General features: G+C 72.6%; 14 protein-coding genes. 9 read left to right on the forward strand and 5 right to left on the reverse strand.

The window, feature by feature from the left end:
• Positions 1-361 precede the first annotated feature (361 nt).
• Both ABZ249_RS27630 and ABZ249_RS27635 read left to right on the forward strand, forming a co-directional pair.
• Positions 362-1609: a cytochrome P450 gene (locus ABZ249_RS27630; protein ID WP_355268801.1), complete on the forward strand. Its 1248-nt coding sequence runs from the start codon at positions 362-364 to the stop codon at positions 1607-1609.
• A gap of 246 nt (positions 1610-1855) precedes the next feature.
• Positions 1856-3550, forward strand: a complete 1695-nt coding sequence (locus tag ABZ249_RS27635) for a serine/threonine-protein kinase (RefSeq protein WP_355268675.1) — start codon at positions 1856-1858, stop codon at positions 3548-3550.
• A gap of 84 nt (positions 3551-3634) precedes the next feature.
• On the opposite strand, the gene ABZ249_RS27640 is transcribed toward ABZ249_RS27635, so the two are convergent.
• From ABZ249_RS27640 to ABZ249_RS27650, 3 genes are all read right to left on the reverse strand, one after another.
• On the reverse strand, positions 3635-4576 hold the full coding sequence (locus ABZ249_RS27640; protein WP_355268677.1) for a glutaminase: 942 nt from the start codon (positions 4574-4576) through the stop codon (positions 3635-3637).
• A 270-nt stretch (positions 4577-4846) separates the two neighbouring features.
• Positions 4847-5533 carry a response regulator transcription factor gene (locus ABZ249_RS27645; RefSeq protein WP_220563594.1) on the reverse strand — a complete coding sequence of 229 codons (687 nt, stop codon included), beginning with the start codon at positions 5531-5533 and terminating at the stop codon, positions 4847-4849.
• Positions 5530-6711 carry a histidine kinase gene (locus ABZ249_RS27650; protein WP_355268679.1) on the reverse strand — a complete coding sequence of 394 codons (1182 nt, stop codon included), beginning with the start codon at positions 6709-6711 and terminating at the stop codon, positions 5530-5532. Before ABZ249_RS27650 ends, ABZ249_RS27645 begins: the two co-directional genes overlap by 4 nt.
• Before the next feature lie 144 nt (positions 6712-6855).
• Here ABZ249_RS27650 and ABZ249_RS27655 point away from each other — a divergent pair, with 144 nt between their 5' ends.
• Positions 6856-7668 carry an NAD(P)H-binding protein gene (locus tag ABZ249_RS27655; RefSeq protein WP_220563592.1) on the forward strand — a complete coding sequence of 271 codons (813 nt, stop codon included), beginning with the start codon at positions 6856-6858 and terminating at the stop codon, positions 7666-7668.
• 69 nt (positions 7669-7737) lie between these two features.
• On the opposite strand, the gene ABZ249_RS27660 is transcribed toward ABZ249_RS27655, so the two are convergent.
• On the reverse strand, positions 7738-8895 hold the full coding sequence (locus ABZ249_RS27660) for an acyl-CoA dehydrogenase family protein (RefSeq protein ID WP_355268682.1): 1158 nt from the start codon (positions 8893-8895) through the stop codon (positions 7738-7740).
• Between the two features lie 151 nt (positions 8896-9046).
• Between ABZ249_RS27660 and ABZ249_RS27665 the strand changes: the two genes are divergently transcribed.
• The 4 genes from ABZ249_RS27665 (at position 9047) to ABZ249_RS27680 (ending at position 14471) form a co-directional block, all read left to right on the forward strand.
• On the forward strand, positions 9047-9778 hold the full coding sequence (locus ABZ249_RS27665; protein WP_355268684.1) for a helix-turn-helix domain-containing protein: 732 nt from the start codon (positions 9047-9049) through the stop codon (positions 9776-9778).
• A gap of 77 nt (positions 9779-9855) precedes the next feature.
• Complete coding sequence (locus tag ABZ249_RS27670; protein ID WP_355268686.1) at positions 9856-11481, forward strand: peptide chain release factor 3; 1626 nt, start codon at positions 9856-9858, stop codon at positions 11479-11481.
• Positions 11482-12187: 706 nt separating this feature from the next.
• Complete coding sequence (locus ABZ249_RS27675) at positions 12188-13477, forward strand: citrate synthase (RefSeq protein WP_220563588.1); 1290 nt, start codon at positions 12188-12190, stop codon at positions 13475-13477.
• A gap of 217 nt (positions 13478-13694) precedes the next feature.
• Entirely contained in the window at positions 13695-14471 is a 777-nt protein-coding gene (locus ABZ249_RS27680) for an HdeD family acid-resistance protein (RefSeq protein WP_355268688.1), read from the forward strand.
• Here the strand turns inward: ABZ249_RS27680 and ABZ249_RS27685 are convergent.
• A complete protein-coding gene (locus tag ABZ249_RS27685) occupies positions 14468-14782 on the reverse strand; it encodes a putative quinol monooxygenase (protein ID WP_355268690.1) in 315 nt (104 codons plus the stop codon). The genes ABZ249_RS27680 and ABZ249_RS27685 overlap by 4 nt on opposite strands.
• A 217-nt stretch (positions 14783-14999) precedes the next feature.
• On the opposite strand from ABZ249_RS27685, the gene ABZ249_RS27690 reads away from it, so the two are divergent.
• On the forward strand, positions 15000-16166 hold the full coding sequence (locus ABZ249_RS27690) for a macrolide family glycosyltransferase (protein WP_355268692.1): 1167 nt from the start codon (positions 15000-15002) through the stop codon (positions 16164-16166).
• 267 nt (positions 16167-16433) lie between these two features.
• Complete coding sequence (locus ABZ249_RS27695; protein WP_355268694.1) at positions 16434-16997, forward strand: AAA family ATPase; 564 nt, start codon at positions 16434-16436, stop codon at positions 16995-16997.
• The last annotated feature ends 75 nt before the right edge of the window (positions 16998-17072 follow it).

Genomic DNA, 17072 nt, shown 5'->3' on the forward strand with positions numbered 1-17072 from the left:
CTGGCCGGTGCCGCCATGGCGTTCTCCAGCGTGTTCGTGGTGACCAACAGCCAGCGGCTGCACCGCTTCGGCCGCTGAGCCGCGGACGCCCGACGCCGTGGCCGGGACCGGTCACGGCGGCATCGCCCCAGGCCGCAGGGCGGGCGGCGGGGCACGGGAGGGGGCGGGCCTCGCCCCGGCGGGACCCCGGGCGCTAGTGTGAGCCCGCACACCCGCAGGGGTTCCGGGCCGGGTACGTCCGGGACCGCCGTGTCCAGGCCGCGTCAGCCCACTCCCCGAGGTCGCCGTGTCTTCAGGATGCCCCCACGCCGCGCTGTACCAGAGCGAGCCGCACCCCGACCCGTACGGCGTCTACGCGAAGATGCGCGCGGACCACGGGCCGGTGGTCCCCGCCGAGCTCTCTCCCGGGGTGCACGGCTGGGTCGTCACCGACTACGCCACCCTGATCTCCTGGTCGCGGGACACCACCACGTTCACGCACGACGCACGGCTGTGGCGGGACTTCACCGAGGGCCGGATCGGCCCCGACGACCCCCTGCTGCCGATGATGGCGCCCCGTGCCAGCGCCCTGTTCCTGGACGGGGCCGAGCACCAGCGGCTGCGCCGTGCGATCACCGACGCCCTGGGCGCGGTCACCCCCGCTCACCTGGCCTCCGTCACCACCCGCTACGCCGACCGGCTCATCGACGAGTTCTGCGCGCGCGGCCGGGCCGACCTGCTCAACGAGTACGCGCGGATGCTGCCGCTGCTGGTCATGAACGACCTGTTCGGCATGGACGAGGACCAGGGGCTGCGGTTCGTCGCCGCCATGCGCAACCTGTGGGCCGGGGTGGACGCCGAGCGCTCCAACGCCGAGGCCGAGCGGGCGCTGTCGGAGGTCGTGGACGCCAAGCACCGCGAACCCGGCGACGACCTCACCAGCCGCCTGATCCGGCACCGCGCCGGACTCTCGGACGAGGAGGTCATCATGCAGCTCCTCCTCGTCATCGCGGCCGCCAACGAGCCGACCGCCGCCCTCATCGACTCCGCCCTGCGGGCCGTCCTGGCCGACCCGTCCCTGCGCGTCCCCGGCGGCCCCTCCCCGGCCGCTCTGAGCGACCTGGTGGAGCGGGTGCTGTGGCGCGACCCGCCGATCACCAACTACCCGGTGATCTACCCCCGCGTCGACGTCCCGCTGGACAACGGCCGCGTCATCGAGGCCGGGTCGCCCATCCTGCTCGCCTTCGCCGCCGCCAACCACTTCTTCCAGAAGGACAACGCCGAGCAGGTGGCCGACGGGGCCAACCGCGCCCACGTGGCCTGGGGGGCCGGTCCCCACCGCTGCCCCGCCCGCGACGAGGCGACCGCGATCGCGACCATCGCCACCCGCCGGATCCTGGAGCGGCTGCCCGACCCGGCCCTGGCCGTCCCCCCGGAGGACCTGCGGTGGCGGCTGGCCACCCTGTCCTGGTCCCCGGTCTCCCTCCCGGTCCGCTTCACCCCGCAGGCTCCCGCCGCCCCGGCACCCGAGCCCGAGCCCGCACCCGCGCCGGCCGCCGAACCCGCCCGGGGCGGCGCGGTGCCGGCCCTGTCGAACCTCCTGAAGAGGCTGCTGGTGCGCCGGGGCTGACACGCCCGGGTACCGGCCCCGCCGAACCGGCCCCTCGGCGGGCCGCCGCGGTGGAATCGTCGCATGTCAGGGCGGTTTGCGGGGTTATGTCACCTCGAAGGGAGGAGACCGGCACCCCCGGGAGGAGGGTCGAGCGCCCTCCGGGGAACCTAGAATTCTCTCTCGGTCCCCCGGCCGCTCCAGACTTCTCCCCCGCACACCCGTCTTCTCCCCTGTACGCCCTTCCCCGCAGAGGATCGCGCGCCCATGAACAGTTCGGAAGCCGACTCCGGTCGACTCCTGGCCAACCGGTACCGCCTGGACGAGGTCATCGGCGCGGGCGGCATGGGCCGGGTCTGGAAGGGCAGTGACACCCTCCTGGACCGGCCGGTCGCCGTCAAGGAGCTGACCACCCCGCCGAACCTGCCCGCGCACGAGGTGGAGGTCCTGCGCACCCGCATGCTCCGCGAGGCGCGCAGCGCCGCCCAGCTCAGCCACCCGTCGATCATCACCGTGTTCGACGTGGCCGAGGAGGACGGCCGCCCCTGGATCGTCATGGAGCTGGTCAGCGGCTCCTCCCTGGGCGACGTCATCCGCGAGGGCGGGGTGCTGCCGGTCGCGCGGGTCGCCGACATCGGCGAGCAGATGGCGGCCGGGCTGTCCGAGGCGCACGCGAGCGGCATCGTCCACCGCGACATCAAGCCCGGCAACGTGCTCATCGACGGCAGGGGCCGGGCGGTGCTCACCGACTTCGGCATCGCCCACCTGGACGGCTCCACCCACCTGACCAGCACCGGGCTGCTCATCGGCTCGCCCAGCTACCTGGCCCCGGAGATCGCCCACGGGCACTCCGCCACCCCCGCCTCGGACGTGTGGTCCCTGGGCATCACCCTGTTCCAGGCCCTGGAGGGGACCCTGCCCTTCGACCGGCCCACCCCGGTGGCGACGCTGACCGCGATCGTCACCCAGGAGCTGCCGGCCCCGGTCAACGCCGGCCCCCTGGCCCCGCTGCTGCGGGAGCTGTGCGCCAAGAAGCCGGAGGACCGGCCCGGCATCGACGCGGTCCGGGCCCGGCTGCGGGAGATCCGGGACCGCGCCGAGGCGGCCGCCCCCGCCCCGGTGGCGCCGAACCTCACCACGACGGTGCCGACCGCGGAGCCGCGGTCCGAGGAGGCGGCCCTGGCGGCCGCTCCGCCGCCCGCCCCGGAACCGGCCGCACCGGCCCCCGCCGCGGCGCCCCGCGGCACCGAACGGGACCGGTCCCGGCGGCGCGGCCTGCTCGTGGTCGCCGCGGCCCTCGTGGTCCTGGTGGTCGCCGCCGGGACGACGCTCTACATCAGCATGAACCGGAGCGGCGCCTCCGGTGCCGGCCTGGTCTCCCAGCAGGAGTCCGGGGCGGCCGCCCCGCCGGAGGAGGAGTCCGAGCCGCCCGCCGGCGGGGACGGCGGGGACGGCGGCGGCGAGCCCGAGGAGGAGCCCTCGGAGTCGCCCGAGGAGCCGGAGGAGGAAGAGGACCCCTGGGCGGGCGGTCTGGCGGTCCACGAGGACTCCAGCGGCTTCACCGTGGAGTACCCGGACGGCTGGACCCTGCGCCGGGAGGGCCACATGGTCTACTTCGACAACCCCGACGGCGGCTACCTGCTCGTCGACCAGACCGACGACCCCGGTCCGGACGCCGCCCAGGACTGGCGCGACTTCGAGCCGGTCGGCAGCGGCAACTTCCCGGGCTACGAGCTGGTCGGCATCGAGGAGGTCGAGGACGACTGGACCGACGCCTACATCACCGCCGCCGACTGGGAGTTCACCTACGACGGCCGCAACGGGCGCATGCACGCCGTGAACCGCGGCTTCCACACCGAGGAGAAGGGCTACGCCCTCTTCCTGGTTGCCGACAACGACCACGCCGACATCAACCGGGAGCTGCTGGACCGGATCTCGGAGACCTTCGTCCCCGCCGCCTGAGGCGCCCGCCGCACCGCGGGGCCCGGGGACCCTCCCGGGGCCCGCGCGGCCGGCCGGGACACCGGGGGCCGGGGCGCCGGGCGGTCAGAACACCGAGCAGTTCGTCACCTGCGTGAACGTGTCCAGGGCCAGGGCGCCCGTCACCGAGTTCCCCTTGGCGTCCAGGCCCGGCCCCCAGGCGGCGACGGAGTAGCGGCCCGGCACGATGGCCAGGATGCCGCCGCCCACCCCGCTCTTGCAGGGCAGCCCCACCCGGTAGGCGAACTCGCCCGCCGCGTCGTAGGTGCCGCAGGTGAGCATGATCGCCATGATGCGCCGGGCGGCGTTCCGGTCGATCATCCGGCTCCCGTCCGCCCGCACCCCGTGCCGGGCCAGCAGCAGTCCCGCCCGGGCCAGCTCCTCGGTGCTGATGGTGATGGAGCACTGCCTGAAGTAGTGGTCCAGCACCTCCGGGACGGGGTTGCGCATGTTCCCGAACCCCGCCATCAGGTAGGCCAGCGACCTGTTGCGGTCGCCCGTCTCCAGCTCCGAGCGGGCGGTCACCCCGTCGGCGTCCAGGTCGGGGTTGCCGGTCTCGGCGCGCAGCAGCCCGCGCAGGGCGGCGAACGCGTCCCCGGTGTTGGCCAGCAGCTCGTCGGTGACCACGATCGCGCCCGGGTTGATGAACGGGTTGCGCGGGACGCCGTTCTCGAACTCCAGCTGGTAGAGCGAGTTGAACGCGCTGCCGGAGGGCTCCCGGTGCACCCGGTCCCAGATGTGCGTCTCACCCGCCTGGGTGACCAGCGCCAGGGTGAACACCTTGGTGATGCTCTGCATGGAGAAGCGCACTCCGGTGTCGCCGACGGTGTGCACCGACCCGTCCGCGGCCGCCACCGCGAACCCGAAGCGGGCCGGGTCCACCCGCCCCAGCTCCGGGATGTAGTCGGCGACCTTCCCTTCACCGATGTGCGGGCGGACCCGCGCCATCACGGCGGCGAGGACGTCGTCCAGGTCGATGTCGCCGGGCGGCCCGGACGCGGGGCTCACCGGCCGCCCCCGGGCACGCCCCGGCGCGCCGCCCTCCGGGCATGACCGCCGCCGCGGCCTGGCGTGGAACCGCTCACCGGACCCCTCCCCCTGTTCCTGGTGCCGCTCCGGTCGCTCACAGTACGGGCGGGGCTCCGGCGGGGGCCGCTACCGCGCCCGGCGTGTCGGGCGGGGGTGTCCAGGGCCTGTTCTCGGATGCCCCCTGTACTGCCGGGGGGTTCGTGAGGCGCCCGGCGGGCCCAAGCGCAGCGGAGGTACGAAAGAACACGGCTAGCCGTCCTGGACGAGGCGGGCGTCGTGCACCAGCAGCGCGACCTGCACCCGGTTGTTCAGCCCCAGCTTGGTGAGGATGCTCGACACGTGCGTCTTGACCGTCGGCACGCTCAGGAACAGCGACGCCGCGATGTCGGCGTTGGACCGGCCCTGGCCCACCGCCACCGCCACCTCCAGCTCCCGGGCGTTGAGGCCGGCCAGCCGCCCCCGGGCCCGGTCGGCCCGCGCGTCCGCGTCGCTGTCGCCCACCCGCTCCACCAGCCGCCGCGTCACCGTGGGGGAGAGCACGGACATGCCCCGCGCCACCTGGCGCACCGACTCCACGATCTCCGCCGGCGGGGTGTCCTTGAGCAGGAACCCGGCCGCACCCGCCCGCAGCGCCCGCAGCACGTGCTCGTCGGCGTCGAACGTGGTCAGCACCAGCACCTCCGGCGGGTCCTCCAGCGCCCGCAGGCGCTCGGTGGCGGTCAGCCCGTCCACGGTGGGCATCCGGATGTCCATGAGGACCACGTCGGGGGAGTACCGCTCCACCAGGTCCAGGACCCTGCCCCCGTCCTCCGCCTCCGCCAGGACCTTGATGTCGGGTGCCCCGCCCATCATCATCACCAGCCCCACCCGGACCAGTGCGTCGTCGTCGACGATGACCACGCCGATGTCCCGGTGGTCGCGCTGCGCCTCGCTCATGCGGGCCACGGTAGCCAAGCGGACAGGCGCCAGCCACCTCCGGGCGTGGGGCCGTGCTCCAGCCGGCCCGACAGCAGCGACACCCGCTCGGTCAGGCCCACCAGCCCCTGGCCGTCGGAGCCGCCCCGCGGCACCGGGGCCGGGGCCCGGCCGTTGCGCACCTCCACGGTCAGGCCCTCCCCGGGCGCGCCCCGCACCGACACCCGCGTGTCCGCGCCCGGGGCGTGCTTGCGCACGTTCGTCAGCCCCTCCTGCACGATCCGGTAGGCGGTGCGCCCCGTACGGTCCGGGACGGTCCCGTCGTAGTCCTCGGTGAACGCCACCCGCGCCCCGGCCTCGTCGGCCTCCTCCACCAGCTGGCGCAGGTCCGCCATGGTCGGCTGGGGCAGCTCGCCCACCGGCGCGCGCAGCACCCCGATCACCTCGCGCAGGTCCTGGAGGGCCTGGTGGGCGCTCTCGCGGATCACCTTCGCCGAGCGCGCGATCTCCTCCGCGGGCGCGTCCGGCCGGTACTCCAGGGCGCCCGCGTGCACGCTCAGCAGCGACAGCCGGTGCCCGAGCACGTCGTGGATCTCCCGCGCCATGGCCTCGCGCACCTGGTGCTGGGCGTGCTCGGCGCGCAGCTGCGCCTCCGTCTCGGCGTGCACGGCCCGCTCGCGCAGGGAGTCCACCAGCTCCCGGCGGTGGTGGACGCTCAGCCCCCAGCCGATGACCGCGCCCTGGACGGCCACACTCAGCAGGAAGGCGATGAGGGCGGGCAGGTGGGGGTCGGGCAGCACCAGCGACTTCAGGCCCACCGAGGCGATGCCCAGGCCGAAGACCACCAGGCTCACCTTGGGCGGCCGGTGCAGGGCCAGGGAGAACAGGGCGATGAGCAGCGCGCCCGAGACCAGGTCCGTCACGACCGAGAGCGCGATGAGGGACACGGCGATCTGGACCGGCCGGCGGCGCCGCCACCACAGGGACGTGCAGGCCGCCAGGGCCGCCAGCCGTTCGGCCGCCTCCCACCAGGTGGGGTGGTCGGGCACGGTGATCACGGGGACGTCACCGTGCGGAGGCCCCGGCGGCGGGAAGTCCAGGAGCGTCATGGCCGCGAACACGAGGGCGAGCAGGAACATGGACAGGTCCACGATCCAGTCGCGCACATCCCGCCTGTACGGCCCGGTGACGGTGTTCATCTCAGCGCGAGTCTATGTTCCGGCAGGCCGCGGCGGTCCCCTCGCACACGCGGACGATACCGATGGCGGTGGGCTTCCCTACTTCGGTCGCCACCCGCGCGGTGTGCGTCCACTTCCGTCGCCGCCGTGGGTACCGTGGAGTCGATGAGCACTCTGGTGACCGGAGCCACCGGCATGGTGGGCCGACGAGTCCTGACCGAGCTGAAACGGCGCGGCCTGCCCGCCGCCGGTGCCTCGCGCACCGCCGAGAGGCGGCTGGACTGGACCGACACCTCCAACTGGGCGGAGGTGCTCGAGGGTGCCTCGGGCGTCTTCGTGGTGACCCCCGTGGGCATGGCCCTGGGGCACCGGGTGGCCGCCTTCCTGGAGCGCGCCGCCGAGGCGGGGGTGGAGCGGGCCGTGGTCATGTCGGCGATGGGCACCGAGCACGCGCCCTCCGACTCCGACCAGCGGGCGGCCGAGTTCAAGGCCAAGGAGCTGTTCGGCCGGGTGACGGTGCTGCGCCCCAACTGGCTGTTCCAGGACTTCACCGAGGGCACCTTCGCCAACCTGGCCCGCTCCCGCAACGGGCGCCTGGAGCTGCCGGTCAAGCGGCGCACCGAGATCAGCTTCGTGGACGCCCGCGACGTCGCGGCCGTCGCGGTGGAGTCGCTCGTGGGCGACCACGGCGGCAAGGAGTACACCCTCACCGGGCCGCAGGCGCTGACCGTCGGCGCCGTCGTGCGCTGGACCAGGGGCACGGACAGCCCGGTGTGGCGGTTCAAGCCGGTGGACGAGTCGCGCTTCTACTTCCGGGCCTCCGACCGCGGCTGGGGCGAGCGCTACATCGACACCCTCAACGAGCGCTTCGCCGCAGCCGTCCGCGGCCGCGCCGCCGAGGTCACCGACGACGTCCACGCCGCGCTGGGCCGCGAGCCCATCCCGCTGGCCCGGTTCGCCCGCGAGTCCACCCTCTGACGGGGCCGGACGCAAGGACGCCCGGCCCCCCACTTTCGCGGAGCGGGGGCCGGGCGTCCGGTCCGTGGGCTACTTCTTGAGCAGCTGGCGGGCCATCACCAGGCGCTGGATCTGGTTGGTGCCCTCGTAGATCTGGGTGATCTTGGCGTCGCGCATCATGCGCTCCAGCGGGAAGTCCTTGACGTAGCCCGCGCCGCCCAGCAGCTGCACGGCGTCGGTGGTGATCTCCATGGCGGCGTCGGAGGCGTAGCACTTGGCCGCGGCGCCGAAGAAGGACAGGTCGGCGTCGCCGCGCTCGGACTTGGCGGCGGCCGCGTAGACCATCTGGCGGGCGGTCTCCAGCTTCATGGCCATGTCGGCCAGCATGAACTGGACCCCCTGGAAGTCGGCGATGGCCTTGCCGAACTGCTTGCGCTCCTTGACGTAGGCGACCGCGTGGTCCAGGGCGCCCTGGGCGATGCCGACGGCCTGCGCGCCGATGGTGACGCGGGTGTGGTCCAGGGTGCGCAGCGCGATCTTCAGGCCCTCGCCGGGCTCGCCGACGATCCGGTCGCCCGGGATGCGGACGTTGTCGAAGAACAGCTCGCGGGTGGGGGAGCCCTTGATGCCGAGCTTGCGCTCGGGCTCGCCCAGGGTGAAGCCCTCGTCGTCGGCGTGCAGCACGAACGCGGTGATGTTGCGCCCGCGCGGGCCCTCGGGGTCGGTGACCGCCATGACCGTGTAGTACTTGCTGACGCCCGCGTTGGTGATCCACGACTTCTGGCCGTTGAGGAGCCAGTCGTCGCCGTCGCGCACGGCCTGGGTGCGCATGCCGGCGGTGTCGGAGCCGGCCTCGCGCTCGGACAGGCCGTAGGAGAACATCGCCTCGCCGGAGGCGACCTCGGGCAGGTAGCGGCGCTTGACGTCCTCGGAGGCGCCCAGGATGACCGGCATCGTGCCGAGCTTGTTGACCGCCGGGATCAGGGAGGAGGAGGCGCAGACACGGGCGACCTCCTCGATGACGATGCAGGTGGCCAGCGCGTCGGCGCCCACGCCGTCGTACTCCTCCGCGATGTGCGGGGCGTGGAAGTCGGTGGCGACCAGGGCCTCCAGGGCGTCCTGGGGGAAGGCGCTCTTCTCGTCGACCTCGGCCGCGTGCGGGGCGATCTTGTCCTCGGCGACGGCGCGTACGGCGGCGCGCAGCTCCTCGTGCTCCTCGGTGGTCTTGAACAGGTCGAAGTCGCTCATCTGCGTTCCTCCGCGGGAGGTGCGCCCTCCCCCGATCGCTGGCACTGGGTGCCTTTGGTTGGCATTCAGTGTCAGAATAGGGGGTGGACGGTGCGAAGTACACCGTCGGGAGTCGGATACCTTTCGGGGGGCGTGCCAGGGGAGGGGAACGATGGTCCGTGAGCGATCGGTCGCCAGGGGGGCGTCCGCGCGCGTGCCCACCCGCGACGTGGTGCTGGCCGCCGTCCGCCTGTTCACCGAGAACGGCTTCGAGGCCACCACGATGGACGACATCGCGGCCGCCGGAGGGGTGAGCCGGCGCAGCCTGTTCCGCCGGTTCGGCACCAAGGAGGACATCCTCTTCGCCGAGCACGACGAGCTGTTCGCCGAGGTCTCCCGGCACCTGGAGACCGCCTCCGGCGAGCCCCTGGACGTGGTGTTCGCCGCAGCCCGCCTGGTGCTGCGCGACTACCTGCACGACCCCGAGGTCACCGTCCCCCGCTACCGCCTGGTCCGCGTCCACCCCCGGCTGCGCGACCGCGAGGTGGCGATGACCGCGCGCTACCAGTCCGCGTTCAGCCGCTACCTGGCCGCCCACGAGGGCGAGGGCGGCCCCGAGGAGCGGTCGCTGGCCGCCGGGGTGGCCGCCGCCGCCCTCATCTCCGCGCACAACCACGTGCTCCGCGGCTGGCTGCGCGACCCCGGACAGGACACCCGCGGGGTCTGGGAGCGCTACGACGCCGCCATGGAGTTCGTCCGCCGCGCCGCCGGTCCGATGCTGCACCCGGGGCGGGCCCCCGGGCGCGACCGGGTCATGGTCGCCGTCTACCCCGCCGACCTGGGCCGGGAGGAGCTGGTGCGCCGCCTGAGCGCCGCCGTGGACGAGGCCGGGCCCCGGGGCTGACCGGTGGTCCGGCCGCGCCGGGGGACGCGTAGGCTGGAACGGTTGGACAGCGGGAGAGAACCAAGAGGCGAGCGCGCATGAGTGTGGACACGGCGGGTGCTACCCGGCACGGGGCTGAGGTCGCCGAAGAGGCCCGCCGACGGCGGACGTTCGCGGTCATCTCGCACCCGGACGCGGGCAAGTCGACGCTGACCGAGGCGCTGGCGCTGCACTCGTCGGCGATCACGTCGGCCGGCGCGGTCCACGGCAAGGGCGACCGCAAGGGCGTGACCTCGGACTGGATGGAGATGGAGCAGGACCGCGGTATCTCCATCACCTCGGCGGCGCTGCGCATCGACTACGAGGGCCGGGTGCTGAACCTGCTCGACACCCCCGGCCACGCGGACTTCTCCGAGGACACCTACCGGGTGCTGTCGGCGGTGGACTGCGCGGTCATGCTGTTGGACTCGGCCAAGGGCCTGGAGCCGCAGACGCTGAAGCTGTTCGACGTGTGCCGGGCGCGCCGGATGCCGGTCATCACGTTCGTGAACAAGTGGGACCGCCCCGGGCGCGAGCCGCTGGAGCTGCTGGACGAGATCGAGCAGCGGATCGGGCTGCGCCCGACCCCGCTGAACTGGCCGGTGGGCATCGCCGGCGACTTCCGGGGGCTGATCGACCGGGACACGGGGGAGTACACCAAGATGACCCGCACCCCGGGCGGTGCGACCAAGGCCATCGAGGAGACCGTGGACGCCGACCGGGCCGCCGAGCTGGAGGGCGAGGCCTGGGTGCAGGCCCAGGAGGAGCTGGAGCTGCTGGAGGCGCTGGGCGCCGACTTCGACAGCGAGTCGTTCCTGGCGGGGAAGTCGTCCCCGGTGCTGTTCGGCGCCGCCCTCACCAACTTCGGCGTCGGCCGGCTGCTGGAGGCCGTGGTGGGCCTGGCCCCCGCCCCGGCGGCCAAGGACGACGTGAACGAGCGGCCGCGCCCGGTGGAGGCCCCGTTCTCCGGCCAGGTCTTCAAGATGCAGGCCAACATGGACAAGAACCACCGGGACCGGATGGCGTTCGTCCGGGTCAGCTCGGGGCGGTTCGACCGGGGCATGGTCCTCACGCACGCCGCCACCGGCCGCCCCTTCGCGACCAAGTACACGCAGGCGGTGTTCGGCGCGGACCGCTCCACCATCGACACGGCCTTCCCGGGCGATGTGATCGCGCTGGTCAACGCGCAGGCGCTGAAGGTGGGCGACACCCTCTACGACGGCCCCAAGGTGGAGTTCCCGCCCATTCCGAGCTTCGCCCCCGAGCACTTCGTGGTGGCCCGGGCCGTGGACGCCGGCAAGTACAAGCAGTTCCAGAAGGGGATCGCCCAGCTCGACGCCGAGGGCGTGGTGCAGGTGCTGACCTCGGACGTGCGCGGCGAGCAGGCCCCCGTGCTGGCGGCGGTCGGCCCGCTCCAGTTCGACGTGGTCAAGCACCGGATGGAGCAGGAGTTCCGCAGCCCCGTCGAGGTCTCGCCGCTGGAGTACTCGGTGGCCCGGCGCACGGACGAGGAGTCGGCGCCGACCCTGCACGGCCTTTCCGGGGCCGAGGTGCTGCGCCGCCGTTCCGACGGTGAACTGCTGGTGCTGGTGCACAACAAGTGGCGGCTGCGGGTCATCGAGCGCGACCACCCGTCGTTGTTCATGGAACCGCTGCTGGCCGGCGGCGTCGTCGAGGACGAGTAGCACTCCGCGGGCACCGGGGCGGGGGCGCGGAAAAGGCGCTCCCGCTTCTCCGCGGCCGGCGCCGTTATCACACCGCCGACACACCCGTGGAACACGGGGCCGGATGGCGCGCCCGGGGCGGGCGGGTGTGAACTCCCGTTCCACGGGCACACTCTTTGCCCATCCGGGAAGCCCCCGTGCGTATTCCGGGGAACGGTGCGGACTGCGGCGCCCGCGGCAGAGGCCAAGATCACCGCACCTGGGGTACCCCGCGTCAACCCCTGTGATCAGGGCGAAGGTACCCTGATAGATGGCCGCTAGGGCGCGTTCGGACAACTGATCGCACCCCGTCGTGTCCGGGTATGTCCATATCTGTGAAGGACACTCGGAAGATGGGGTCCGTGAGGTGATCGGGGTGCTCAGGGGACCGGCACAGGAGGTGTCGAGGCGTCGGGGGAGAACCCTCCGGGGTCCTGCGATGTCTCAGGGCGATCACGGAGTAAACGACATCTGGCAAAGATTGTAAATCTTCACCGTGCGGTAATTCCGCTCACGTCTGGGTATGTGTTGCATGTCACCTGTCCGTGAATCGGTGAAACTTATATGATTTTGCTTAATCGTCGTTTAACAAAACAGAACAATAACGAGTGAACAAGAACGTGGCGGCGGACCGCCCCGCGTCTGACGCACCTCACGTATCCCCCGCCTGGAAAGGTTGACCTCGGGCATGAGCGAAGACGACAAAGAGCGCACGGTGGAGCTCCACTACGAGGGCGGCGTGCTGAAGCTGCCGGTGTTCACCGGCACCGAGGGTGAGCAGACCATCGAGCTGAAGACCCTGCTGGGCTCGACGGGTATGACCACCCTGGACCCGGGGTTCGGCAACACCGCTTCGTGCAGCTCCAAGATCACCTATATCGACGGGGGCGCCGGGATCCTCCGCTACCGCGGATACCCGATCCAGGACCTCGCCGTGGGCAGCACCTTCCTCGAGGTGGCCTACCTGGTGATCTACGGCGAGCTGCCGGAGCCCGGCCAGCTCAAGGAGTTCTCCGACAAGCTTCGCGAGAACGCCGACATCCCGGCCGAGATGGGCGCGTTCCTGGACGCGATGCCCGGCAACGGCCACCCGATGGCCCTGCTCGCCAGCGCCGTCAACACGCTGTCCGCGTACTACGCCGACAGCGTCGACCCGTCCGACGAGGCCCAGGTGGAGCTCGCCACGATCCGGCTGTTGGCCAAGCTGCCGACGATCGCGGCCCGCATCTACCGCAACTCCATCGGCGCCGAGCCGATCGGCCCGGACGACTCCCTCGACTACGTCGAGAACTTCATCCGGATGACCTTCGGGGACAACGCCGCCAGCGGCGAGCTGGGCGACCTGTTCGGCAAGGCCGTGGACCTGCTCCTCATCCTGCACGCCGACCACGAGCTCAACTGTTCGACCGCCACCGTGCGCACCGTCGGCTCCTCGCAGGCCGACATCTTCGCCAGCATCGCCGCGGGCATCAACGCCCTGTCCGGCCCGTCCCACGGCGGCGCCAACCAGGCCGTGCTGGAGATGCTCGACGAGATCCGCGACTCGGGCGTCACCATCGAGGAGTTCCTCGAGCGCGTCAAGGCCCGCGAGGTCCGCCTCATGGGCTTCGGCCACCGGGTCTACAAGAACTTCGACCCGCGCAGCAAGGAGATCAAGGGCCTCGCGACCCAGATCCTGGACCGCGACGAGAACCCCGACGAGCTGTTCGCGCTGGCCCTCAAGCTCGAGGCCGCCGCGCTCGCCGACTCCTACTTCACCGAGCGCAAGCTCTACCCGAACGTCGACTTCTACACCGGCGTCATCTACCGGGCCATGGGCTTCCCGACCAACATGTTCACCGTGCTGTTCGCGATCGGCCGGCTCCCCGGCTGGATCGCGCACTACCGCGAGCAGCTGCACGACCCGGCCTTCCGGATCGCGCGCCCGCGCCAGCACTACATCGGCTCCGCCGAGCGCCGCTACCCGGGCCTGGGCTAGTCCCCGACCGGAGCGTACGCGACGCCCGCCCCGCCTCCCGGCAGGGCGGGCGTCCTTTTTGTCCGGTTATTCCACCTATCCATACCGGTACAGAACCGTCCCTTTCCGCGTATTTTGCGGATGCCCTGCCGTCGGCGTGCGACCTTGAGGGGAGTCGCAGGATGCGCCCTCTCCGACGGGAGCGCACAAGGGAGGTGAGGCGGCCATGATGCGGAACATGCCGACCGGGGAGGTCCTCGGCGCCATGAGCAGGAACTGGTGGATGGTGGTCCTCCGAGGGGTCGCCGCGGTGCTCTTCGGACTGATCGCGCTGATCTGGCCCGGGGTGACCACCGTCACCCTGGCGATCGTGTTCGGTGCCTACGCCCTCGTCGACGCGATCATGCTCGGATACGCGGCCTACCGGGCCGCCCCGGGGACGCGCGCCCCGCTCGTCGCCCAGGCGGTGCTCAGCGCCATCGTGGGTCTGATCGCGCTGATCTGGCCGGTCGCCGCGGTCATCGCGCTGGTGTTCGTGATCGGCGCGTGGGCCATCGTCACCGGCGTCTCCGAGATCGTCACCGCCGTCCGCCTGCGCGCCCGCATCAGCTCCGAGTGGCTGCTGATCTTCGCCGGCGCGCTCTCGGTCGTGTTCGGCCTGCTGCTGTGGTTCTGGCCGCTGGCCGGCGCCCAGGCGATCGTGTTCGTGGTCGGCGTCTACGCGCTGATCTTCGGCGTCGTCATGATCGTCGCCGGGGTCCGGCTGCGCGGCGCCGCCGACACCATCGCCGACGCGGACGCCATGGCCTCCGCCGACATGTCGGAGATGCCCGAGGACCCGGTGAGCGCCTTCGACGAGGGGTACTCCGAGGGCTACCGCGAGGGGTACCGGGGCGACCCGAACGCGCCCGAGCGGCCGACCGGGGAGGACACCGGCGACACCGGCGCGGTGCGCCGCAGCAGCGGCCGCCACCGGGCCCCCGAGGAGGGCGGCGACCCGGGCTCCCAGCCCTAGGACTCGCTGACGAGGAGAAGGCCGCCGCGGTCGACCTGGCTTCCGGGGACGACCGAGGCGGCCTTCTCCTGTTGCCAGGCCGCGAAGTGCGGCGAGGCGCGGTGCGCGGCCAGGGCCGCCTCGTCGGCGAACACCTCGTACACCCGGAACAGGTCGGGGTCCTCGGAGTCGGCCGTCACGTCGAAGCGCAGGCAGCCCGGCTCCTCGCGGACCGACACCGCGGCGTGCCGGGAGATCCCGGAGACGAACGCGTCGCGGCGCCCGGGCAGGACCCGCACCGAGACGACCAGGGACAACGGGCGGTCGGACACGGCGGCTCCTGTCGCGGCGGGGACGGGCGCCCGAGCCTAGCGCCCCGGCCCTTGCGCGCGGCGGTCGGGGTGCGGCTACGATGGCGGCGTGCACTTCCTCCAGATCTACGGCTAGAGGCCCGGCGTCACCGACGCCCCGGCGCCCCCGCCCCGTGAGCGGGCCGGGCGCCCCCTCGCCCTACCCGTAGCAGCTCCTCGACATCTGGAGGGACCCGCGATGACCCGTCGCGCCCACATCGCCATGGTCGGAGTCCCGGCCGTCAGCCACACCCTGCCCAGCCTGGAGATCCTTCGCGAACTGGTCCGCAGGGGCCACCGCGTCACGGTCGCCAACGACACGCTCATGGCCGACCTGATCACCCCCACCGGGGCCGAGCTCGTCCCGTTCACCACCACCCTGCCCACCGGGGACGAGGAGTGGCCGGACGACCCGGTCGAGGGCATGGACGTGTTCCTCGACGACGCGATCAACGTCCTGCCCGTCATCCGGGACGCCTACGACGCGGACCGGCCCGACGTGTTCCTGTACGACATCGGCGGGTACGCCGCCCGGGTGCTGGGGATCCGGTGGGGGATCCCCAGCGTGCAGCTCTCCCCGACCTACGTCGCCTGGGCCGACCACTCGGCCACGGTGATGACCTGGCTGGCCGACCAGCCCGGAGCCGCCGAGCACTTCGCCAAGTTCGACGCCTGGCTGGCCGAGAACGGGATCACCGGGATGGACCACACCTCCTTCGCCGGGAGCCCGGACCGGGCGCTGGCGCTCATCCCGCGCGAGATGCAGCCGTTCGCCGACACCGTCGCCGACACGGTCACCTTCGTCGGGCCCTGCCTGGGCGACCGCGCGGACCAGGGGGAGTGGAAGCGGCCCGCCGACGCGGAGAAGGTCGTCCTGGTGTCCCTGGGAACGGCCTACACCAACCGGCCCGGGTTCTACCGCACCTGTGTCGAGGCGTTCGCCGGGCTGCCGGGCTGGCACGTGGTGCTCCAGATCGGCAGGTACACCGACCCGGCCGACCTGGGCGAGGTGCCCGCGAACGTGGAGGTGCACCGGTGGGTGCCGCAGCTGTCCGTGCTGCGGCAGGCCGACGCGTTCGTCACCCACGCGGGTATGGGGGGCTCCAGCGAGGGGCTGTACCACGGCGTTCCGATGATCGCCGTGCCCCAGGCCGTCGACCAGTTCGACAACGCCGACCGCCTCCAGGAGCTCGGGGTGGCCCGGCGGCTCGACGGCAAGGCCGACGACCCGGCCGCCCTGCGGTCGGCGCTGCTGGAGCTGACCTCCGACCCCGGGACGGCCGCCCGCCTGGCGGAGATCTCCGCCAGGCTGCGGACCGAGGGCACGGCGTACGCGGCCGACCTCATCGAGGCCGAGATCCCCTAGCCGTGTCCTTTTGAACCTCCGCTGCGCCGCGGCCCGCCCGTCGAGTGGCGGAAGGTCCTCGACGGACGGCCCGCGGCCACAGGACCCCTCGAGAACCGCTCCTCCGGGACCTCCGGAACCCCGCCGGGCGCCCCATGAACGCCCAGCGGCACAGGAGGGCGTTCGAAGCAGGCCCCGGCCTCTCCGGATCCCTCTTCTCGGGCGCGTCCCGGCCGTGCGCCGGGGCGCGCCCCTCCCGTACCCCCGACCCCGCGGAAGGAAGCACGCGTGGACCACCTCGTCGTCGTCACCGGAGGGCCAGGCTCCGGTAAGACCACCCTCATCGACCACCTGGCCGGACTCGGGTACGCCCGCACCGGGGAGGCGGGCCGCGCGGTCATCCGCGACCAGCGCGAGATCGACGGCCCCGGCCTGGCCTGGCGCGACGACTCCCTGTTCGCGGAGCTGATGCTGGCCTGGGAGATCCGCTCGCACCGGGAGGCCGCGGCGCTGCCCGGACCGGTGTTCTGCGACCGCGGGGTGCCCGACCTGGTCGGCTACCTCCTGCTGCGCGGGCTTCCGGTGCCGGCGCACGTGGACACCGCCGCGCGCCGCTTCCGGTACCGGCGCACCGTCTTCCTCGCACCGCCCTGGCCGGAGATCTTCACCGGGGACGCCGAGCGCCACCAGTCGTGGGAGGAGGCCCTGCGCACCGACCGCGCCATGCGGGAGGCCTACCCGCGGTACGGCTACGACCTGGTGGAGCTGCCCCGGGTCCCGGTGGCCGAGCGGGGCCGGTTCGTGCTGGCGGCGCTGGCGGGCGATGAGCGGGATTCAGACCACTGGGGGTGAGTATTCCGCGCATGCCCTTTTGTGTCCGGAGTGGGGGAGGACCTTGGAAGGTGACGGAGCGGCCCCTGTTCGCCG

The sequence above is a fragment of the Nocardiopsis sp. NPDC006139 genome (assembly GCF_040614155.1).
Classification (GTDB): domain Bacteria; phylum Actinomycetota; class Actinomycetes; order Streptosporangiales; family Streptosporangiaceae; genus Nocardiopsis; species Nocardiopsis changdeensis.